17 protein-coding genes and 1 tRNA gene are annotated in these 21050 nt (G+C 62.0%); 3 read left to right on the forward strand and 15 right to left on the reverse strand.

The features are described 5' to 3' along the window. Nucleotides 1–21 precede the first annotated feature (21 nt). A complete protein-coding gene (gene azu, locus BT179_RS17065) occupies nt 22–468 on the reverse strand; it encodes an azurin (RefSeq protein ID WP_072397892.1) in 447 nt (148 codons plus the stop codon). 342 nt (nt 469–810) lie between these two features. Between azu and BT179_RS17070 the strand changes: the two genes are divergently transcribed. Both BT179_RS17070 and BT179_RS17075 read left to right on the forward strand, forming a co-directional pair. After that, nucleotides 811–1398: an LOG family protein gene (locus tag BT179_RS17070; RefSeq protein ID WP_072397893.1), complete on the forward strand. Its 588-nt coding sequence runs from the start codon at nt 811–813 to the stop codon at nt 1396–1398. Nucleotides 1399–1466: 68 nt separating this feature from the next. Then, nucleotides 1467–1652 (forward strand): hypothetical protein, encoded by a 186-nt coding sequence (locus tag BT179_RS17075; protein WP_072431699.1) that lies wholly within the window; start codon nt 1467–1469, stop codon nt 1650–1652. Nucleotides 1653–1725: 73 nt separating this feature from the next. On the opposite strand, the gene BT179_RS17080 is transcribed toward BT179_RS17075, so the two are convergent. The 14 genes from BT179_RS17080 to rnr form a co-directional block, all read right to left on the reverse strand. Beyond that, nucleotides 1726–2103, reverse strand: a complete 378-nt coding sequence (locus tag BT179_RS17080) for an NUDIX hydrolase (protein ID WP_072397895.1) — start codon at nt 2101–2103, stop codon at nt 1726–1728. Between the two features lie 62 nt (nt 2104–2165). Further along, nucleotides 2166–3059, reverse strand: coding sequence for a transglutaminase family protein (locus BT179_RS17085; RefSeq protein WP_072397896.1), 894 nt, complete (start codon nt 3057–3059; stop codon nt 2166–2168). Continuing rightward, complete coding sequence (locus tag BT179_RS17090; RefSeq protein WP_072431698.1) at nt 3059–5545, reverse strand: circularly permuted type 2 ATP-grasp protein; 2487 nt, start codon at nt 5543–5545, stop codon at nt 3059–3061. The genes BT179_RS17085 and BT179_RS17090 overlap by 1 nt, the downstream gene beginning before the upstream one ends. A 270-nt stretch (nt 5546–5815) precedes the next feature. After that, nucleotides 5816–9109, reverse strand: coding sequence for a transglutaminase family protein (locus BT179_RS17095; RefSeq protein WP_072431697.1), 3294 nt, complete (start codon nt 9107–9109; stop codon nt 5816–5818). 170 nt (nt 9110–9279) lie between these two features. Continuing rightward, complete coding sequence (locus tag BT179_RS17100; RefSeq protein WP_072397899.1) at nt 9280–9741, reverse strand: hypothetical protein; 462 nt, start codon at nt 9739–9741, stop codon at nt 9280–9282. Next, nucleotides 9738–10664, reverse strand: coding sequence for an Ssp4 family T6SS effector (locus BT179_RS17105; RefSeq protein ID WP_072397900.1), 927 nt, complete (start codon nt 10662–10664; stop codon nt 9738–9740). Before BT179_RS17105 ends, BT179_RS17100 begins: the two co-directional genes overlap by 4 nt. Nucleotides 10665–10833: 169 nt before the next feature. Continuing rightward, complete coding sequence (locus BT179_RS17110; RefSeq protein ID WP_072397901.1) at nt 10834–13134, reverse strand: YgiQ family radical SAM protein; 2301 nt, start codon at nt 13132–13134, stop codon at nt 10834–10836. A 203-nt stretch (nt 13135–13337) separates the two neighbouring features. Then, nucleotides 13338–14735: a replicative DNA helicase gene (dnaB, locus tag BT179_RS17115; protein ID WP_072397902.1), complete on the reverse strand. Its 1398-nt coding sequence runs from the start codon at nt 14733–14735 to the stop codon at nt 13338–13340. A gap of 121 nt (nt 14736–14856) precedes the next feature. Beyond that, nucleotides 14857–15303, reverse strand: coding sequence for a 50S ribosomal protein L9 (rplI, locus tag BT179_RS17120; protein WP_072397903.1), 447 nt, complete (start codon nt 15301–15303; stop codon nt 14857–14859). A gap of 22 nt (nt 15304–15325) precedes the next feature. Then, on the reverse strand, nt 15326–16219 hold the full coding sequence (locus BT179_RS17125; RefSeq protein WP_072397904.1) for a YybS family protein: 894 nt from the start codon (nt 16217–16219) through the stop codon (nt 15326–15328). Between the two features lie 36 nt (nt 16220–16255). Continuing rightward, a complete protein-coding gene (gene rpsR, locus BT179_RS17130) occupies nt 16256–16486 on the reverse strand; it encodes a 30S ribosomal protein S18 (protein WP_002551829.1) in 231 nt (76 codons plus the stop codon). A 28-nt stretch (nt 16487–16514) separates the two neighbouring features. Continuing rightward, nucleotides 16515–16943: a 30S ribosomal protein S6 gene (gene rpsF, locus BT179_RS17135; protein WP_053155628.1), complete on the reverse strand. Its 429-nt coding sequence runs from the start codon at nt 16941–16943 to the stop codon at nt 16515–16517. Nucleotides 16944–17246: 303 nt separating this feature from the next. Then, nucleotides 17247–18008, reverse strand: coding sequence for a 23S rRNA (guanosine(2251)-2'-O)-methyltransferase RlmB (gene rlmB / locus BT179_RS17140; protein ID WP_072431696.1), 762 nt, complete (start codon nt 18006–18008; stop codon nt 17247–17249). Beyond that, nucleotides 18005–20605: a ribonuclease R gene (gene rnr, locus BT179_RS17145; RefSeq protein WP_072397906.1), complete on the reverse strand. Its 2601-nt coding sequence runs from the start codon at nt 20603–20605 to the stop codon at nt 18005–18007. Before rnr ends, rlmB begins: the two co-directional genes overlap by 4 nt. Before the next feature lie 225 nt (nt 20606–20830). Here rnr and BT179_RS17150 point away from each other — a divergent pair. After that, nucleotides 20831–20917, forward strand: a tRNA-Leu gene (locus BT179_RS17150). Nucleotides 20918–21050 lie beyond the last annotated feature (133 nt).

Here is a 21050-nt window from a genome sequence, read left to right on the forward strand (position 1 = left end):
GCTTTTTTGTGCCTGAAGGTATTACTTCAGGGTAACGGTGCCTTTCATCATCGAGATGTGGCCCGGGAACGAGCAGAAGAAGCCGTATTTCTCGTCCGCCTTGAGTTTCGAGACATCGAAGGTGACCGAATCGGTCTCGCCACCGCCAATGAGCTTGGTGTGGGCGATGATGCGAGCGTCGCCATCCTTGAGGTAGTTCTTGTCGACACCCGCGCTCAGGCCGTCAGTGGCAATCGGCTGCATGTCGGTATCTTTGCTCAGCACCCAGTTATGGCCCATGACGTTTTTCGGCAATTTACCGGTGTGCTTCAATTCGACGGTGAACGTCTTGCAGCTCTTGTCGATCTCGATGGCCTTGGTGCTGAAGGACATCTGGTCGGTCGAGTCGACGGTGGTCTTGCACTCCGCTGCCATCAGTTGGCTGCTAGCCAGTGTCAACAGGGATACTGCTACAAGTTTGGCAAACATCGTGAATCTCCAAGGCATGGTTAAGAAAAATTCCCTCGTCGGGGAAGACTGCCTGAATTTCAGACAAGTTCCTATGACCTGAGTCAAAAATTGTATACAACTTAAGGCTATCAGCCTGATGGATACAATCAACCGGCCATACGTACTGCACCGCTCTATGATCGGCCTCATCACCTTCGAGGCGCGACCACCATGAATTTCAACAGCCTGATATGCAGCCTGCTCGCCGCGTACGCTTGTGGCGCCAGTGGCACCTACGAAAAACCCCGGCGCGAGATCTAAGCCTTCGCAATCTTCAGCCCAGGCTTTACTCTGGAGCGGTTATCGATTCTGGAGTAAAGCATGTCCTTAGCTTCTGTTTGTATTTTCTGCGGTGCCAGCACCGGTGCCAACCCGGCCTATCGCGAAGCGGCACAGGCCCTGGGCCGAGCCTTGGCGGAACGAAAGCTGACGCTGGTCTATGGTGGCGGCGCCGTCGGCCTGATGGGCATCGTCGCCGATGCGGCCCTGGCGGCGGGTGGTGAAGTCATCGGAATCATCCCGCAAAGCCTCAAGGACAAGGAAATCGGCCACAGTGGCCTGACCCGCCTGGAAGTGGTCGATGGCATGCATGCGCGCAAGGCCCGCATGGCCGAACTCAGCGATGCCTTCATCGCGCTGCCCGGTGGCCTGGGCACGCTGGAAGAACTGTTCGAAGTGTGGACCTGGGGCCAACTCGGCTACCACGGCAAACCGCTGGGGCTGCTGGAAGTGAATGGTTTCTACAGCAAGCTCACCGGCTTTCTCGATCATATCGTCGAGGAAGGCTTCGTCCGCCCCCCTCATCGCGACATGCTGCAAGTCAGCGAGTCGCCACACAACCTGCTCGATGCACTGGCGCAATGGCGGCCCTCGGTGCAGCCAAAATGGGAACAGCAAAAAGCCAGCTAACGGCTCGGTCCCGATACAGGGCAGAATATGTGCCGCTCAACCTCACCTTCGACCCCAGAGGATTGCCCATGGCCAAACCCAATTATTCCTTCGCCAAACGTCAGAGAGACCTGGCCAAGGAGCAGAAGAAAGAGGAAAAGCTCCAGCGCAAGAAAGCTACAGCAGAAGAAGCGGCACTGATCCCGGATACCGAAGGCGACGTGACGGCACAACAGGATGCCGATACACCGAAAGATCAGGCGCCCGACGCCTGATACCCCCCGGGCCCGATGATCCGATCCGGCCCCTCGATTCCGTGTCCCGGGCTGGCAGCCCCACTGCCGGCCCTCACGACGCCAGGGCCTTGATGATCGACTGGCGATAACCCGTCGGCAGATTCGCCGGCAACCGTTGCGGCTCGAACAGGCCGATTTCCTTGTGCTCATGACTGATCGCCGGCACGAAGCCCCCCTGCAACTGGCAGCGGTAAGTGGCGATGAAGACGTGCTTGCCGGGGATGACCTCGAACAGATACGAATCCAGCGGTTCTCCCACGCTCACCTCGACGGCCAGCTCCTCGGCAATTTCCCGCGCCAGGCATTGAGGCGCCGTCTCACCCAGCTCGATGCGTCCACCCGGCAGCTCCCACTCGTCCCGTTCGTTGAGCATCAGCACGACCAGGCCTTCGGGGGATTGCAGTACGCCTTTGATGGATACCGGGAACATGGGCAAACCTCGTCATCCGATTGAACACAACCTGTGGGAGCAAGCTCGCCCCCACAAGGATTTCATGACTCCAGCGGCATCACTGTCACCCGCACCTCGGGATCATGATTGCCACCTCCCAGGATCACCCCGCGCAGCGGTGACACGTCGGAGAAATCCCGGCCCCAGGCCAGGGTGATGTGCTCCAGGGCAGGCAACACGTTGTTGGTCGGGTCGAAATCCACCCAGCCCAGTACCGGGCAGAACACCGAGACCCAGGCATGGGATGCATCGGCACCGATCAGCCGGGGCTGGCCAGGGGGTGGCTGGGTCAGCAGGTAGCCGCTGACGTACCGTGCCGCCAGTCCACGGGAGCGTACGCAGGCCAGCATCAGGTGGGCGAAGTCCTGGCAAACGCCCCGTCGTCGCTCCAGCACCTCCACCAATGGCGTGGCGACCTGGGTGGCCTCGGCATCGAAGGTGAACTCCTGGAAAATCTTTTCCATCAGCGCCCGGATACAGAGCATCAACGGGCGTCCCGGCGGGAAGCAGCTTTCGGAAAACGCCACGAAGCTGCGCTTGAGATGCACATAGGGCGACTCGAAACGATAGCGGCAGGCATCCAGCAACGGCGAAGCCAGCGGCCGACTGCTGTAGGTCAAGGCGCTACAGGTCGATTCCCAGGCAGGAGACCGCTGGAAGTCCGGCTCGGGGCGGGCCAGCACCTCGACGCTCAGCCGGGCGTTGACCAACAGTTCGTCGTGGGGCCGTTCGAACGCCAGGCGGGTCAGCGGGTTGCCGAAGACATCCTGCTCGTCACGCCGGGTCGTCGGCTCCGGGCTGATGGACAGCTGCCGCTCGGTACACACCTGCCAGTCACAGGAACGCGGCCACAGATGGGCCAGTTGCTGGGCCAGGGATACCGGGCTGTCGTAGTGGTAATGGGTGTCATGGAGAATCTGGTAACGAGCGTTCATCAGACGGACACCGTGCGCTGGCTGATATCATCGACGTGGGCGAAATGACGCAAGGCCAGGCGGTCCGAAACCTGGCCACTGGCGTCCGCCACCTCCTGCAACAGATCGGCCAGCCCATCCAGTGCCGCACGCAGGCTGGCCTCGCCGAACAACGGATCTTCGAGACAGCGCAGGTCAAAACGTGACAGGCGCATCACCAGCCCCGGCAACGCGGTGTCCCTGGGAGCGCCGAAGTCATCGTTAAGGCGCTTGAGGGTGCGGGCCACCAGTTTCAGCTGGAAGAGCACCGCGTGGGGGTTCTGTTCATCCAGCAGCAACAGGTCGAGCACCGGAATCAACTGGGCCACCGCCAGATAACGCGACCGATATGTGATGCTGCTGTTGCCCAGCTCCAGTAGCCACTCCAGCCCGGCCTGGTCGAATACCGCTTCGCCACGCAGGAACGCAGCCAGGCTGCTGCTGAGGAATTGCAGGCGCTCCAGGCGCCGGCCGATCATCAGGAAGCGCCAGCCCTCGTCGCGGGTCATGTCGTCCAGGGCGAAACCGGACAATGCCGCCAGGGACATCACCAGGCGGTTGAGAAAATCCATCAGCTCACCGAAATCCGGCTCCCCGGTCTCCAGCTCCATGGCTTCTCGCTGCAGTTCCACCAAGGCTTGCCAGTTCTCCCGGGACAGCTTGCCGCGCACCTGCGAGGCGGCCCACTGCAGGCGTTGCAGGTTGGAACGCAGGCTGAACGACCAGTCGTCCCCCAGCAGCGCCGTCAGCAGACGCTCGGGCAACTCGCCCTCCTCGGGCAGCAGCATGAGGCTTTCCCCCAGGGCCACGGCCGATTGCAGCGCCTGTGGATCATCGCCGTCGACATAACGTGCCAGCATGATCCGCAGCAGTCGCGCGCTGTCATCGCAGCGCTCGCAATAGCGACCGAACCAGAACAGGTTTTCCACGACCCGGGACGGCAGGTAGGGATCGCGCCGGACCAGATCGTGTACGCCCACGGTTCGCTGGGCCTTCCACTGCTCGCTACCCGGGGCCTGTTCTCCCAGCACCCAGGTGTCCTTGCTGGCGCCGCCCCGCTGCATCGACACCACTTCGGCGTGGGCATCGGCCGCCACGCGTGTCAGGCCGCCCGGCAACACCCGATAACCGTCTGCGCCGGATACCGCGTACACCCGCATGCCGATGGCCCGCGGCTGCAGTTGACCGTCCTCGGCCTGCCATACCGGCGCCTGGGACAGGTGCGCCAGCTCCTGGGCGACATACGCATAGGGTCGCGCCCGGATACGCGCCGCCAACAGGTCGCGCTGCTCGTCGTCCAGGTCGCGGCCGAACACCGGGCTGAAACTCTGGGAAGGAAAGGCCGGCCTGATCAGCAACTGAGGCAGTTTCTCCAGGGCCTGGGCCAGCACTGGCGGCTCGCCGCACCACCAGGTGGCGATGGACGGCAATATGAGCGTCTCGCCGAACAGGAACTCGCAGATCCTCGGCAGGAATCCCAGCAGCCCCGGAGACTCCAGTACGCCGCTGCCCAGGGCATTGGCCACCAGCACCCGGCCCTGGCGCACCGCCTCCAGCAAGCCCGGCACGCCCAGGGCCGAGTCGGTGCGCAGCTCCAGGGGGTCGCAGAAGTCGTCGTCGAGCCGGCGCATGATGGCGTGGACCCGGCGCAACCCGCTAAGCGTCTTGAGGAAGACCGTGGCGTCCCGCACGGTCAGGTCGCCGCCTTCCACCAGCGGATAGCCCAACTGGCGTGCCAGGTAAAGATGTTCGAAGTAGCTCTCATTGAACCGCCCCGGCGTCAACAGCACCACCAGGGGCGGCTCGCCATCGCTGGGGGCCTGGCGCGCGAGGGTTTCCTGCAAGGTGCGGAAGAAGCCGGACAGATGCTGGACCTTGAGGTCGCGATACAGGTCGGGAAAGGCGCGGGACACGATCATGCGGTTTTCCAACGCATAACCGGCCCCGGAGGGCGCCTGTGTCCGATCCGCCGTGACCCACCAGCGACCGTCGGGCGCGCGGGCCAGGTCCACGGCATACAGATGCAGGAAGTTGCCATCCGGCGGCGTGATGCCCTGGCAGGGCCAGAGAAAGTTGTTGTGTCCGAATACCAGCTCCGCCGGCAACAGCCCTTCACTGATCAGCCGCTGCGGCCCGTACAGGTCGGCCAGCACCGCATTGAGCAATCGCGCACGCTGGGCGATACCCGCCGACAGCTGCTTCCATTCCCCGGCGTCGAGCACGTGGGGCAGCAGGTCCAGCTCCCACGGCCGGTCGGCCCCCTTCGGATCCGCATAGACGTTATAGGTGACGCCGTTCTCCTGGATCTGTCGCGCCAGCAAGGCCTGACGCTGGACCAACTGGGCCGGCGTGCTGCGCTGCAACTGATCGAACAGACGCCGCCAATGCGGGCGTACCGCGCCACTATCGTCCAGCAATTCATGATAGGTGCCCGGCGTCAGCGGGTAACAGTCAAGCAGGTCAGGCATGGAAAGCTCGGCAGGACGGCAATGAAAGGTGAGACCAGGCTCTGTTTGAAAAGCCTCGAGACGAAGGTCAGGCAAGGCGAAAACCGGCGAGCATGCGGAGTTTACTGGAGTAAATGAGCATTCCGAGCAGGTTTTCAACGCAGCATGAACGAGTCTCAAGGCTTCTCAGACAGAGCCTAGCGCAAGCGCATGATGCCCGGATAGAGACAATCTGTCCGGACTGAAACCAGATATGGCGAGCAAGGCTCCTCCCCTCGCCACAGGTCCAGATTACAGGCTTGTCGCCCCCTGGACACGTCGCAGATCGAGGGTGAAAGGAAACTCGTCATCCACGGTCAGGCTGGGTGTCGCAAGTTTCCCCGGTGTGTGTCCGAGACGGAAGAAACGCGCCATTCGCCGACTCTCGGCCTCGTTGGCGTTCACCGGCAGGCTGTCGTAGTTGCGTCCGCCCGGATGAGCCACATGGTACTGGCAACCGCCCACGGAGCGCTGGCCCCAGGTGTCGAGCAAGTCGAAGACCAGTGGCGCATGGACCGGGATGGTGGGTTGCAGGCAACTGGCCGGCTGCCAGGCCCGGAAACGCACCCCGGCGACGAACTCTCCGACCCGGCCGGTGGGTTGCAGCGGTACCGGTACGCCATTGCAGGTCAACACATAACGTTGCGGCGCCATGCCAGTGAGCTTGACCTGCAGGCGCTCCAGGGACGAATCCACGTAGCGTACGGTCCCACCCGCCGAACCTTCTTCCCCCAGCACATGCCAGGGCTCCAGGGCCTGGCGCAGTTGCAACTCGATGCCACCCACCGCATAGTCGCCCACCTTGGGAAAACGGAACTCCAGATGGGCGGCGAACCACTCGGCCCGCAACGGATAACCGGCGGCGTTCAGCTCGACAATCACGTCGGCGAAATCCTGTTCGATAAAGTGCGGCAGCAGGAAGCGATCGTGCAGCTCGGTGCCCCAGCGCGCCAGTTTCGCCGGCGCATAGGGCTCGCGCCAGAACCGCGCCACCAGCGCCCGCAACAGCAGTTGCTGGGCCAGGCTCATGCGGGCATGAGGCGGCATTTCGAACGCACGCAACTCCAACAGACCGAGCCGGCCGGTGGCACCGTCCGGCGAATAAAGCTTGTCGATGCAGAATTCGGCGCGGTGGGTGTTGCCGGTCACGTCGATCAACAGGTTGCGCAACAGCCGGTCGACCAACCATGGCGGGCACTCCTCGCCAGGCGCGGGCATCTGGGCAAACGCGATTTCCAGTTCATACAATGCGTCGTTACGCGCTTCGTCCACCCGCGGCGCCTGGGACGTCGGACCGATGAACAATCCGGAAAACAGGTAGGACAACGATGGGTGGTTATGCCAGTAGCTGATCAGACTGCGCAGCAGGTCAGGACGCCGCAGAAAAGGTGAGTCAGCCGGAGTCGCGCCGCCCAGGACGAAATGATTACCGCCGCCCGTGCCGGTGTGGCGGCCATCGATCATGAATTTTTCGGTCGTCAGCCGCGTCAGCCGTGCCTGCTCGTAGAGAAACTCGGTGCGCTCCACCAGCTCATCCCAGCTCGCCGAAGGCTGTACGTTCACCTCGATCACACCTGGGTCGGGCGTGATGCGCAAATGGCTCAGGCGCGGATCGCTCGGCGGTTCGTAACCCTCCAACAGCAGCGGGCAATGCAGCTCCTGCGCCGTGGCCTCGATGGCGGCCACCAGTTCCAGGTAATCCTCGACCCGCTCCAATGGCGGCATGAACACATACAACCGCCCTTCCCGCGCCTCGGCACACAGCGCCGTGCGGGTCAGCCAGTCGGCGGACTCGTCGATGGCTGGCGCGTGGTCCTGGTCGATGGCCGGCTCGCCATGCTGGGCCAATCGCTCGGCATCCGGCAGCCCGGGCAGGTCCTGGTTCGGATCGGTGGGATGGATGAACGGATACTCCGCCGCCGTGACCCACGGCTGGGACGCCAGCGGCAGGCGATAGCCCAAGGGCGAGTCCCCCGGCACCAGTCGACAATGTTCGTCGCGCAGGTACCACCGGCCGCTTTGCCATTGATCGCCCTTGGCGGTACGCGCCAATGGCAGGACCTGGCCGATCACCTTGTCCAGGCCCTGGTTGAAGACCTTGCGCAGCCTGGCCCGCTCCAGGGCATCTTCCAGCCGCGCATCCTGGGCCGTGACGTTCGAGGGCAGCGCGCCCTCGCGCCAGAGGTAGTAGAGATTGTCTTCGTAGGCTGGGAACACGAAGCGCGCAGGAATCTTCAGACGTTCGGCAACGCTCTTCAGGAAGCGCCCGGCCAGCTCGCCATCGGCGCCGTAGTCCTGTTGCTCATCCGCGAACAGGGCGGCGTTGCGCCAGATCGGCACCCCGTCACGCCGCCAATAGCAATTGAGCGACCAGCGCGGCAGCGGTTCACCGGGGTACCACTTGCCCTGGCCGAAGTGCACCAGCCCCTGGGGCGCGTAGTGCTTGCGCATGCGCTCGAACAGCTCGGCCGAGAGCCGACGCTTGTCCGGACCGAGCGCTGCGGTATTCCATTCGGCGCCATCCGGATCATCGATGGACACGAATGTCGGCTCGCCGCCCATGGTCAGCCGTACATCGCCCTCCAGCAGGTCGGTATCGATCTGTCGCCCCAGCGCCTGGATCGCCAACCATTGCTCGTCGGTGTAAGGCTTGGTCACCCGCGGCGCTTCCCAGATCCGTTCCACGACCATTTCGTGGCTGAATTCGCATTCACAAGGCTCCACCAGCCCGGTGATGGGCGCCGCCGAGGACGGATCGGGACTGCAAGCCAAGGGGATATGGCCTTCCCCAGCGAACAAACCTGAAGTGGCATCCAGGCCGATCCAGCCGGCGCCGGGCAGGTAAACCTCGCACCAGGCATGCAAATCGGTGAAATCCACCTCCGTGCCGGAAGGTCCGTCGAGGCTTTTCACATCGGCGGTCAACTGGATCAGATAGCCCGAGACGAAACGCGCGGCCAGGCCCAGGTGACGCAACAGCTGCACCAGCAGCCAGGCGGAATCGCGACAGGAACCGGATGCCTGCTCCAGAGTGTGCTCCGGCGTCTGGACACCCGGCTCCATGCGGATCAGGTAATTGATGTCTTCGCTCAGGCGCTGGTTGAGCGCCACCAGGAAATCCACCGTGGGCAACGGCGTGCGTTCGATACTGTCCAGGTAGGCCTGGAACCTGGGGGTCAGCGGCAGCTTTTCCAGGTAAGGCATCAACTCGTGTTTTTCATCGGGCGCGTAGGCAAAAGGAATCTGCTCGGCATAAGGCTCGAGAAAGAAGTCGAACGGATTGAACACCGCCATTTCCGCCAACAGATCGACTTCGATCCGCAGCTCTTGGGTTTTCTGCGCAAACACCAGCCGCGCCAGGTAATTGCCCTGGGGGTCCTGCTGCCAGTTGATGAAGTGCTGGTCGGGCGAGACTTTCAAGGCATACGACAGGATGCGCGTACGGCTATGGGGCGCCGGACGCAGGCGGACAATCTGCGGACCGAGCTCCACGGCGCGGTCGTAGCGGTAGTGCGTGACGTGATGCAAAGCAACATGGATCGACACGGCGGTCTCCTGCGGGCCTGGGCATTATCGAAAGCGGCGCAAGACTTATGCCATGCAGGCAAGCCGGGCACTTCCTTCTTCCACACAGGGCAGTAGAGCACTAAAACCGCGCGGTGCCCGCATTTGTGTGCAAAGGCACGCACATAAACAAGGCGAACAGGCCGCTCGCCTCAGCGTCGCTTGTGAGAAGCCCTGGCTGCCTGGACGATCAGTTCGCGCTGCCGACGGATGTCCACCAGCTTGCCGCGCATCTCACGATGGCGCTTGCTGTTGAGCAGCAACAGTCCCAGCAACGGGAACAGAACGGCGAACAGATAGACTCCCTGATGGGGCCGATAGGCGATCATCGGCAAGACGACGGCCAGACACGCCAGGAAATAACCTGCCACGCCCCAGACGGCCCAGGCCCGCCCGCGCGCGATCATGAGATTGGCCAGCACCAGCACGACCACCAGCGCCAATGCCCCGAGCCCCACATAGTCGCTCCTGACCGAAGGCTCCAAGGCACGCCAGTAAGTGGCTCCGGCCAAGGCAAGCAGGCTGGATCCGGAAAAGCAGCCCAGCAGGATGGTACCCATGAACACCGGGAAATACCGGGCCAGAAAGTCCTTCAGCGAGCCGCCCCCGATCATTCGGTGAACTCCTCGTACAGGCCGACGGCGACGGTTTTCACATGACCGCCGCCGGTGTAACTGCCGATCACGCCCAGGGCGCCACCCAGGGAGTCCTGGATCTGGGTCAGGGTAGCGTGCCGGATTTGGGCCGAAGAATAACGCTTGGGCAAGGCCCCGGCGCGCTGCTGCAACTTGAGCAGCTTGGCGGTCAGGCTCGGGTCCTTGAGCGTCAACAGCTCCCGCGTCAACTTGGACCGCTCCTGGCGGCTCAGCCCCTTGAGCAGCTGGTACCAGCTTTTTCCGGTGTTGGCCGCCTTGTTGGCCTTGAGCAGGCGAACCGTCGTGAGAGCCGACCCGCCGACGCCCACCAGGGAAACCGCATCCAGGATCGGGGATACGATGTTGTACCAATCGGCGTCGTTCATCTCATCGTTGCCAGTAGGATTGGTCAGTTCGTTGGCCACCCGCGCGCCTCCGATGACACACTGGGCAGTACTCGCGGTCGCGGCAGCGGCGCCCAGGGCCACCAGCCAGGCGCTGGCGCCAGCGGTGAAAGGCACGGCAACGCTGCCACTGAACACCACCACCCAACCGATCACGGCGGCGACGCAAGACAAGCCGGCATTGGTCGCTTCAAGGCCAAGCTTCGACTCCCGCGGGCTGCTTTTCACCTGGTCGACGAACTGCTGTGGCGCGATGTATCGCTTTGCCTCACGCAGGATCACGCGCTTGGGCGCGATGCTGCAGATCGGCTTGAATTCCCGCAGGGTCACCACGTTGTAGTCGGCATCGACATACACCACCCCCGCCCCGGCAATATTCGGATCGGCATCGATGGCAGCGAACAGGCGCGGCAGGTTGATCTGGCTTTCGATGCGTTGGCGGGCCATGTACTGGGAGAACGTGAAGTCCATGCCGATGGCCGTTGTAGCGCTGCTCATATGAATCGTCCTTGAGAATCGAAGATGAATCTTTTATCCACACGCAACCCTGTGGCGAGGGATGCCTGCTGGCTGGCATTGGCGGCCGCCACGATAACAAACGGCCACCACCCCCGCTAGAAAGCAAAACGCCAGCACTCAGGCTGGCGTTTGCGATACGACTCCAGGGTCAGCGCGGTACCACGGGCTTGCGGGCCGGTTTCGGCCCCTTACCCTTGGCGGCGTCCTTGCGCTCCTTGGCGGCCTTCTGGTTGCGGGCGAATGCCTCGGCCTTGGCCTTCTCACGCTTGTCCCACGGATTGCCGCCGTCGCTGGCACGCGGCGGCAGGCCCGTGTGCTGGGTCAGGATCCGGGTGGTTTCCTTGCCCACCTTGTGGCTGCCGGCCGGTGTCGAGTTCTTGCGACGGGCGCTCTGGTAGCTGTCGGTGGCCGGCTGGTGCAACGGGATCAACTGATGCTTGCCCGGCCCGATCAGGTCGGCGCGGCCCATGCGGGTCAACGCCTCGCGCAGCATCGGCCAGCCCTTGGGATCGTGATAACGCAGGAAGGCCTTGTGCAGGCGGCGCTGCTCCTCGCTCTTGACGATGGTCACCGCATCGCTCTTGTAGGTGACCTTGCGCAGCGGGTTCTTGCCCGAGTGGTACATGGCGGTGGCCGTGGCCATCGGCGACGGATAGAAGGCCTGGACCTGGTCGGCGCGGAAGCCGTTGCTCTTGAGCCACAGCGCCAGGTTCATCATGTCTTCGTCGGTGGTGCCCGGATGCGCAGCGATGAAGTACGGGATCAGGTACTGCTCCTTGCCCGCCTCCCGGGTGTATTTCTCGAACATCCGCTTGAATCGGTCATAGGTGCCGATGCCCGGCTTCATCATCTGGTTGAGCGGACCTTCCTCGGTGTGCTCCGGCGCGATCTTCAGGTAACCGCCGACGTGGTGGGTCACCAGCTCCTTGACGTATTCCGGGGATTCGACCGCCAGGTCGTAGCGCAGGCCGGACGCGATCAGGATCTTCTTCACCCCTGGCAATGCCCGGGCGCTGCGATACAGCTGGATCAGCGAAGAATGGTCGGTGTTCAGGTTCGGGCAGATGCCCGGGAACACGCAGGACGGCTTGCGGCACGCGGACTCGATTTCCGGGCTCTTGCAGGCGATGCGATACATGTTCGCGGTGGGTCCGCCGAGGTCGGAAATGACCCCGGTGAAGCCTGGGACCTTGTCGCGGATCTCTTCGATCTCGCGAATGATCGACTCTTCGGAACGGTTCTGGATGATCCGGCCTTCGTGCTCGGTGATCGAGCAGAAGGTGCAGCCGCCGAAGCAGCCACGCATGATGTTCACCGAGAAGCGGATCATTTCGTAGGCAGGGATCTTTTCCTTGCCGTACGCCGGGTGTGGGACACGTGCGTAAGGCATACCGAACACGTAGTCCATTTCCTCGGTGGTCATCGGAATCGGTGGCGGGTTGAACCAGACATCTACATCGCCATGCTTCTGCACCAGCGCGCGGGCGTTGCCCGGGTTGGTTTCCAGGTGCAGCACGCGGTTGGCGTGGGCATAGAGCACCGGGTCGTTACGGACCTTTTCCACCGACGGCAGGCGGATCACGGTTTTGTCGCGGGTCATTTTCGGGCTCGCCAGGATCTGCACGACCTTGGCTTCGCTCGGGTCCTCCACCGGCCCTTTCTCCTGCTCGATGGCGCAGGCGGCGGTGTCCTGGGTGTTCACGTACGGATTGATGATCTTGTCGATCTTGCCCGGACGGTCGATACGCGTGGAATCGACTTCGTACCAGCCTTCGGGTGTGTCGCGGCGAATGAACGCGGTGCCGCGCACATCGGTGATGTCCTCGATCCTGTGGCCGTAGGACAGACGCTGGGCGACTTCGACAATGGCTCGCTCTGCGTTGCCGTAGAGCAGGATATCGGCACTGGCGTCGATCAGGATCGAGTTGCGCACCCGGTCCTGCCAGTAATCGTAATGGGCGATGCGGCGCAGGGAGGCCTCGATGCCACCGAGCACGATCGGCACATGCTTGTAGGCTTCCTTGCAGCGCTGGCTGTAGACCAGGCTCGCACGGTCCGGCCGCTTGCCCGCCAGGCCACCGGGGGTATAGGCGTCATCGGAACGGATTTTCTTGTCAGCGGTGTAGCGGTTGATCATCGAGTCCATGTTGCCGGCCGCGACACCGAAAAACAGGTTGGGCTCGCCAAGCTTCATGAAGTCGTCCTTGGACTGCCAGTTCGGCTGGGCAATGATCCCCACGCGAAAGCCTTGGGCTTCCAGCAAACGGCCAATGATCGCCATGCCGAACGAAGGATGGTCGACGTAGGCATCACCGGTCACGATGATAATGTCGCACGAATCCCAGCCGAGCTGATCCATCTCCTCCCTGCTCATGGGCAGGAACGGCGCGGGGCCGAAACATTCGGCCCAGTACTTGGGATAGTCAAATAACGGCTTGGCTGCTTGCATGTCGATGACCGGTATAGAAGATGAAAAATCGCGGGCGCGGAATATAGCACAAAAAATAACCAATTCCGACGGCTATGGTCGGAAATCGGCGGCGCACCTATCGCGAGCAAACTCGCTCCCACAGAGAGGATGCATTCCAGGGTGGGAGCGAGCTTGCTGCGGGCAGCGATCCGACGATGAGGCCGGATCAGACGACGAAGAACTTACTCGTCGTCATCGAAATTGTAGCTGCCCGGCGCGAGGTTCTCGAAACGCGTGTACTTGCCGATGAATGCCAGGCGGACAAAACCGATCGGACCGTTCCGCTGCTTGCCGATGATGATTTCCGCGATGCCCTTGTGTTCCGTCTCGGGGTGATAGACCTCGTCGCGGTATACGAACATGATCACGTCGGCGTCCTGCTCGATCGCTCCGGATTCCCGCAGGTCGGAGTTCACCGGGCGCTTGTTCGGACGCTGTTCCAGGGAGCGGTTCAACTGGGAAAGCGCCACCACCGGACAGTTGAATTCCTTGGCCAGGGCCTTGAGGGAACGGGAGATCTCGGAAATCTCGTTGGTCCGGTTATCGCCACTGGAGCCCGGAATCTGCATCAGCTGCAGGTAGTCGATCATGATCAGGCCGATATCGCCATGCTCGCGCACCAGGCGGCGGGTTCGGGCGCGCATTTCCGAAGGGCTGATACCGGCGGTGTCGTCGATGAACAGCTTGCGGTCGTTGAGCAGGTTCACCGCCGAGGTCAGGCGAGGCCAGTCGTCGTCTTCCAGTTGGCCGGAACGGACCTTGGTCTGGTCGATCCGCCCCAGGGAAGAAAGCATACGCATGATCAGCGACTCACCTGGCATCTCCAGGGAGTAGACCAGGACGACCTTGTCGCTGCGCAGCACGGCGTTTTCCACCAGGTTCATCGCAAAGGTGGTCTTGCCCATGGAAGGACGGCCGGCAACGATGATCAGGTCGGCCGGTTGCAGTCCACTGGTCTTCTCGTCGAGATCGGTATAGCCGGTGGACAGGCCGGTGATCGCGTCGGATGTATTGAACAGGGTATCGATACGATCGATGGCCTTGGTCAGCAGGTCGTTGACACTGACCGGCCCGCCGGTCTTCGGCCGGGCCTCGGCGATCTGGAAGATCTGCCGCTCGGCCTCATCGAGGATTTCCTCAGCCGTACGGCCTTCAGGGTTGAAGGCGCTGTCGGCAATTTCGTTACTGATGCCGATCAACTGGCGCAAGGTCGCCCGCTGGCGGACGATCTGCGCATAAGCCTTGATGTTGGCGACGGACGGCGTGTTTTTCGCCAGCTCGCCCAGGTAACCGAGGCCACCGACCTGGGACGTCTGGCCTTCCTTGTCCAGTTGCTCGGCCAGGGTCACGACGTCGATCGGCATGTTCTGGTCGGCCAGCCTGGCGATCGCGCGGAAAATCAAGCGGTGGTCATGCCGGTAGAAATCGCCATCGGAGACTTGATCGAGCACACGCTCCCAGGCGTTGTTGTCCAGCATCAGGCCACCGAGTACAGCCTGTTCGGCCTCGATGGAATGCGGCGGCACCTTCAGGGCAGCGGTTTGCAGATCATATTGCTCTGGAGCGGTAATTTCGTTCATGGCCACAAGGATTCTGGTGATAGAAGCAGGAGTTGCAGAAAGACAAAGGGCACGACCTGTAAACAGGATCGTGCCCGATGTTACCGGCTCGCACCCGAGGGTGCCAGCCGACAGGTGCTGCTTAGGCTGCTACCACGACAACGCGTACGGTGGCTTCGACTTCGGCGTGCAGGTGCACGGCTACGTCGAATTCGCCTACGTTGCGGATGGTGCCGTTCGGCAGACGAACTTCGCTCTTGGCCACTTCAACGCCGGAGGCGGTCAGTGCGTCAGCGATGTCGTGAGTACCGATCGAACCGAACAGCTTGCCTTCGTCGCCAGCGGTGGCAGTGATGGTCACTTCCAGCTCGGCCAGTTGGGCAGCGCGGCTTTCGGCCGAGGCCTTGCGGTCTGCGGCGGCTTTTTCCAGCTCAGCGCGACGCTCTTCGAACGCGGCCAGGTTGGCAGCGGTCGCAGCGGTGGCTTTGCCAAAAGGCAGCAGGTAGTTACGACCGTAACCGGACTTAACTTTTACTTTGTCGCCCAGGTTGCCCAGGTTGGCGATTTTTTCCAGCAGGATCAGTTCCATTTGGGTATTAACCTCTTAACTTTTAACCTTCACCGTTCGCGTTGTCGGCGTCTTTCGGCGCCATACGACCGCGAAAATCAATCAGGCTGTCGACGATGGCCAGGACCACCAGCAACGGATAGATCAGCTGCATGAACAGCAACAACGTGACGTACAGCCCCACCAGCCAGAACCTGGCCAGTCGCTTCTGCGCCACCAGCCCGTGAATCAGGGCCAGGGCCGCGAACACCAGCGGTACGCTGCACAACGGCGTGAGCATGGCCATCTGCGGACCGAAGTTCGGTCCCAGAAGCATGCCCGCCAGCAGCAACATCGCCAGTCCAAGCGGGAAACGGATGGCGCGAAATTCGCGACCAAAACCACCCGGGTTGTACAACAACGCCTGCCAGTAGCGCCCGATAATCAGGCTCAGCACACTGACGATCTGCAACAAGGCCGCAATCAGGCCGGTCAGGACCGGTGCGATCAGTGACGCGAAACGCGCTTGCTCCTCAGCCGACATCTGCCGGTAGAGATCACCGAGGGCTTCGGGCAGGATTTTTATCAAAGCCTGCGACAGCATCTCGATCTGGGGCGCGAAAGCCACCCCGAGCACCACTGAAAACACCACGCCCAGCGCTATGCTGACCAGCAGCACGCGGTTCCAGGATTCGCTTGCGCGCAACACCAACGCCAGCGCCGAAGACCCCAGCAGCACCATCAGTGCCCGCGGGTCAGCGGTACTCAACCACCAGAGCAAGGCCGGCAGCAGTCCCAGAGCAAGAACGCCAACGGCGTCCCTCAATCCGCGCCGCAGGAGTACGAGACTTCCCGCGGCAGCGCCCAACCAATACAACAACGGCAATGCCGCACATCCAGCCACTACCAGAGTGGCCTGCATACGACCTCGCATGATGAACTCAGCTATGGCGCGCATGCATTCAATCCTTTGCTACGTGTCGACTGCCCGGTCTCAGCGGCCGTGGCTGTCGGTGTAGGCCAGCAGGGCCAGGAAGCGGGCGCGCTTGATAGCGGTGGCCAGCTGACGCTGATAACGAGCTTTGGTACCGGTGATACGGCTTGGAACGATTTTGCCGGTCTCGGATACGTAGGCTTTCAGAGTGTTGAGATCTTTGTAATCGATCTCTTTCACGTCTTCAGCGGTGAAGCGGCAGAATTTACGACGACGGAAGAAACGTGCCATGTGATTGGCTCCTTAGGAAGTCCGTGGATTACTCGTCAGCGTTGTCGCTGTTGTCGCTGTCGCTATCGCTGTCATCGCCTTCGGCGCTGTCAGCATGCTCAGGACGGTCGCGACGCTCACGGCGCTCACTGCGGTTTTCTTCAGCCTTGAGCATCTCGGATTGGCCAGTGATGGCTTCTTCGCGACGGATGACCAGGTTACGGATCACTGCATCGTTGTAGCGGAAGTTGTCTTCCAGCTCGGCCAGGGCCTTGCCGGTGCACTCAACGTTCAGCATCACGTAGTGAGCCTTGTGAACATTGTTGATTGCGTAGGCCAGTTGACGACGGCCCCAGTCTTCCAGACGGTGGATCTTGCCGCCGTCTTCTTCGATCAGCTTGGTGTAACGCTCAACCATGCCGCCGACTTGCTCGCTTTGATCCGGGTGGACCAAAAAGATGATTTCGTAATGACGCATGAATGCTCCTTACGGGTTGTAGCCTGCCGCTTAAAAACGGTCAGACAAGGAGTGAATGACACTTATGGACTTGTGGACGCTAGACACATAAGTGCCTGCCATCACAGCAAGGGGCGCAATTGTAGAGAAGGGTCGAGGGAGGCGCAAGGTAATTGGTGATTATTTGAACAACCGCCAGATTTGCCCAAATACAAAACGCTGTGGGAGCGAGCCTGCTCGATAGCGGCGTGCCCGTCGACTTTTGCGTCCCTGCGACACCGTCATCGCGAGCAAGCTCGCTCCCACATTTGATACGCGTCTGGATCAGGGCTTTTTGGCGACAGCCTTGACGCTCCGCTGGCGCTGGGCCTCGAACAGGCAGACACCGGTGGCGACCGAGACATTGAGGCTGCTGACGCTACCGGCCATCGGCAGCTTGACCAGGTAATCGCAATGCTCGCGTGTCAAGCGGCGCATGCCCTTGCCCTCGGCGCCCATGATCAGGATCGTCGGACCGGTGAGGTCCTGGTCATAGAGGCTGACCTCGGCCTCGCCCGCCGTGCCCACCACCCACAAGCCACGCTGCTGGAGTTTCTCCAGGGTGCGCGCCAGGTTGGTCACGGCCACCAGGGGCATGACCTCCGCCGCACCGCAAGCGACCTTGCGCACCACAGGCGTCAGGGTCGCCGACTTGTCCTTGGGAACAATCACCGCCAGCGCGCCGGCTGCATCCGCCGAGCGCAGGCAGGCGCCGAGGTTGTGAGGGTCGGTCACGCCGTCCAGGACCAGCAGCAGGGGCGAGCCCTCGGTGCGATCGAGCAACTCGTCGAGCATCGCCTCGCCCCAGACCTGGCTCGGGCTCACCTCGGCCACCACGCCCTGGTGCACACCCTCGACCCAGGCATCCATCTCACGACGTTCGGCCTGGCCCACCGCCACACGGTTTTCGCTGGCCAGTTCGATCAAGGTCTGGACCCGCGGGTCGCTACGCCCCTCGGCCAGCCAGATCTGCTTGACCCGCTTGGGATGATGGCGCAGCAGCGCCTCCACGGCATGCAGGCCGTAGATTTTTTCCAACTGACTCATGACTTGGCCTTGGGTTTACGCGCCCCGCCACTCTTGGCCGGGGCCGAGCCCGCTTTTGGCGGACCCTTGCGATGTTTGCTCGGTTTGCTGGCAGCCTTCTCCGGAGCCGACCGTCCAGCCTTGCCGCCTGCCTTGGCCTCTGCCAGCAACGCTTTTTTCATCTCACGGCTTTTGCGCACTTCAGCGTTCTTCGCCGCCGCATCGCTCGGACGATAGGCCTCGACGGCTTTTTCCTTGGCCGCACCGCGCCGACCGGACTTGCTCGGCGCCGGCTCGGCTGGGGCCTTGGTCACAGGCGCAGCGGTTTCGGCACCGCGTTTCTTGCGACCGATCGGCGCGCTGATGGTTTTTTCCGCCATCTCGAAATCGATCTTGCGCTCGTCCAGGTCGACACGCATCACCCGTACTTCAACGGTATCGCCCAGGCGGAAGCTACGACCGGTGCGCTCACCCGCCAGGCGGTGATGGACAGGGTCGAAGTGGTAGTAATCCCCCGGCAGCGCGGTGACATGCACCAGGCCTTCGACGTAGATGTCGGTCAGCTCGACGAACAGGCCGAAACCGGTCACGGCGGTGATCACACCCGGGAACGATTCGCCCACGCGGTCTTTCATGTACTCGCACTTGAGCCAGTTCACCACGTCGCGGGTGGCTTCGTCGGCGCGTCGCTCGCTCATCGAACATTGTTCGCCGAGCTGCTCCAGGGCCGCCTCGTCGTACGGATAAATGCGCGCCTTGGGAATGGTCATCGCGCCGGCCCGCTTGACGTGCGGGGTGTTCATCTTGGAGTGGATCACACTGCGGATCGCCCGGTGCGTGAGCAGGTCGGGATAACGGCGGATCGGCGAAGTGAAGTGGGTATAGGCTTCGTAATTGAGGCCAAAGTGCCCCTGGTTGTCGGCGCTGTACACCGCCTGGCTCAGCGAGCGCAGCATGACGGTCTGGATGAGATGGAAATCCGGACGATCCTTGATACTGGCCAGCAATGCCTGGTAGTCCTTGGGCGTAGGACCTTCCTTGCCCTTGTGCAGGGACAGGCCCAGCTCGCCGAGGAAGGCGCGCAGTTTTTCCAGGCGCTCCGGCGGAGGACCGTCATGGACCCGATACAGTGCAGGGATTTCGTGCTTCTTCAGGAACTCGGCGGTGGCCACGTTGGCCGCCAGCATGCATTCCTCGATCAGCTTGTGCGCGTCGTTGCGCACGGTCGGACGGATTTCGGCGATCTTGCGCTCGGAGCCGAAGATGATCCGGGTTTCCTGGGTTTCGAAATCAATGGCGCCGCGCACGTGACGGGCCGCCAGCAGCACTTTGTACAATGCATAGAGCTGCTTGAGGTGCGGCAGTACGTCGTTATATTCACCCCGCAGCTTGCGCGCCTCGGCCAGCTTCGGCGTCTCCAGCATCGCGCTGACCTTGTTGTAGGTCAGGCGGGCGTGGGAATGGATCACCGCTTCGTAGAAGCAGTAGTCGGTCATTTCGCCGGTCTTGGAGATGGTCATCTCGCAGACCATGGCCAGGCGATCGACATGAGGGTTGAGCGAGCACAGCCCGTTGGACAACTGCTCGGGCAGCATCGGCACGACACGCTCGGGGAAGTAAACCGAGTTGCCACGCACCTGGGCTTCGGCATCCAGCGCCGAACCGAGCTTCACATAGCTGGAAACGTCGGCGATGGCGACGTAAAGCTTCCAGCCACCGGAGAACAGCCGCAGCTTGCCCGGCCGGGCTTCGCAGTAGACCGCATCGTCGAAGTCCCGTGCGTCCTCGCCATCGATGGTCACGAACGGCAGGTGGCGCAGGTCGATGCGTTTCTCTTTGTCCTTTTCTTCGACTTCCGGCTTGAGCTTGGCCGCTTCCTTCAGCACAGCCTCAGGCCAGACATGAGGAATGTCATAGGTGCGCAGGGCGACATCGATTTCCATGCCCGGCGCCATGTAGTTGCCGACCACTTCCACCACATCCCCCTGCGGCTGGAAGCGAGGGGTTGGCCAGTGGGTGATCTTCACCTCGACGAACTGGCCGATCTTGGCATTGGCGTTGCGGCCCGGGGTGACCAGCACTTCCTGCTGGATCTTGGGATTGTCCGCGACGACGAAGCCGATGCCGCCTTCCTCGAAATAACGGCCGACGATGCTTTCGTGGGCGCGCGATACCACCTCCACAATCACACCCTCACGGCGACCGCGACGGTCCAGGCCGGACACCCGAGCCAGGGCCCGGTCGCCGTCGAACACCAGGCGCATCTGGGCCGGGCTCATGAACAGGTCGTCGCTGCCGTCATCGGGAATCAGGAAACCGAAGCCATCGCGATGGCCGGCGATACGTCCCAGGATGAGGTCGAGCTTGTCCACCGGCGCATAGGTGCCACGGCGGGTATAGATCAGTTGGGCGTCGCGCTCCATGGCACGCAGACGGCGGCGCAGGGCTTCGAGCTGGTCTTCGGTAGTCAGACCGAACTCTTCGACCAACTGTTCACGGCTGGCGGGCGAGCCCCTGTCGGCGAGATGCGCCAGGATCAGTTCGCGGCTGGGAATAGGGTTTTCGTATTTTTCCGCTTCACGAGCGGCCTCGGGATCGAGGGATTGCCAATCGGCCATTAGAGAGTTTTCACCTTGTCTATATGCGGTTAGTTTGGCATAGGCGTAATGAAACGGGAAATTTCAAGCATAAGGAGCCCTTTCTGGAATCTTTTGACCCGCCTTTGAAGCCTCGGATCGCACCACTCGTGAAAATTACCGGTTTTTTTCTCGAAGGGGGTTTACAGTTAAAAACACGCTCCGTATAGTGCGCGCCATCGACGACGCACACACGTTGCCGAGACTGCCCAGATGGTGAAATTGGTAGACACGCCAGCTTCAGGTGCTGGTGACCGCAAGGTCGTGGAAGTTCGAGTCTTCTTCTGGGCACCAATTTCAAGCGACAGATCAATGGTCTGCCAGCTTCACAAGAACCCGCGAAAGCGGGTTTTTGCATTTCTCCTCCCCTGAAAAGCCAGTCAGCAATTACTAAAACAAAAACAGGGGTTTACAGATCAAAACGCGC

Source organism: Pseudomonas sp. NFACC43, assembly GCF_900119645.1.
In the GTDB taxonomy this organism is placed as follows: Bacteria; Pseudomonadota; Gammaproteobacteria; order Pseudomonadales; family Pseudomonadaceae; genus Aquipseudomonas.

Coding starts and splice junctions, on each gene's coding strand:
- azu (WP_072397892.1), bottom strand. CDS start 468: ATGTTTGCCAAACTTGTAGCAGTATCCCTGTTGACACTGGCTAGCAGC.
- BT179_RS17070 (WP_072397893.1), top strand. CDS start 811: ATGTCCTTAGCTTCTGTTTGTATTTTCTGCGGTGCCAGCACCGGTGCC.
- BT179_RS17075 (WP_072431699.1), top strand. CDS start 1,467: ATGGCCAAACCCAATTATTCCTTCGCCAAACGTCAGAGAGACCTGGCC.
- BT179_RS17080 (WP_072397895.1), bottom strand. CDS start 2,103: ATGTTCCCGGTATCCATCAAAGGCGTACTGCAATCCCCCGAAGGCCTG.
- BT179_RS17085 (WP_072397896.1), bottom strand. CDS start 3,059: ATGAACGCTCGTTACCAGATTCTCCATGACACCCATTACCACTACGAC.
- BT179_RS17090 (WP_072431698.1), bottom strand. CDS start 5,545: ATGCCTGACCTGCTTGACTGTTACCCGCTGACGCCGGGCACCTATCAT.
- BT179_RS17100 (WP_072397899.1), bottom strand. CDS start 9,741: ATGATCGGGGGCGGCTCGCTGAAGGACTTTCTGGCCCGGTATTTCCCG.
- BT179_RS17105 (WP_072397900.1), bottom strand. CDS start 10,664: ATGAGCAGCGCTACAACGGCCATCGGCATGGACTTCACGTTCTCCCAG.
- BT179_RS17110 (WP_072397901.1), bottom strand. CDS start 13,134: ATGCAAGCAGCCAAGCCGTTATTTGACTATCCCAAGTACTGGGCCGAA.
- dnaB (WP_072397902.1), bottom strand. CDS start 14,735: ATGAACGAAATTACCGCTCCAGAGCAATATGATCTGCAAACCGCTGCC.
- rplI (WP_072397903.1), bottom strand. CDS start 15,303: ATGGAACTGATCCTGCTGGAAAAAATCGCCAACCTGGGCAACCTGGGC.
- BT179_RS17125 (WP_072397904.1), bottom strand. CDS start 16,219: ATGCGCGCCATAGCTGAGTTCATCATGCGAGGTCGTATGCAGGCCACT.
- rpsR (WP_002551829.1), bottom strand. CDS start 16,486: ATGGCACGTTTCTTCCGTCGTCGTAAATTCTGCCGCTTCACCGCTGAA.
- rpsF (WP_053155628.1), bottom strand. CDS start 16,943: ATGCGTCATTACGAAATCATCTTTTTGGTCCACCCGGATCAAAGCGAG.
- rlmB (WP_072431696.1), bottom strand. CDS start 18,008: ATGAGTCAGTTGGAAAAAATCTACGGCCTGCATGCCGTGGAGGCGCTG.
- rnr (WP_072397906.1), bottom strand. CDS start 20,605: ATGGCCGATTGGCAATCCCTCGATCCCGAGGCCGCTCGTGAAGCGGAA.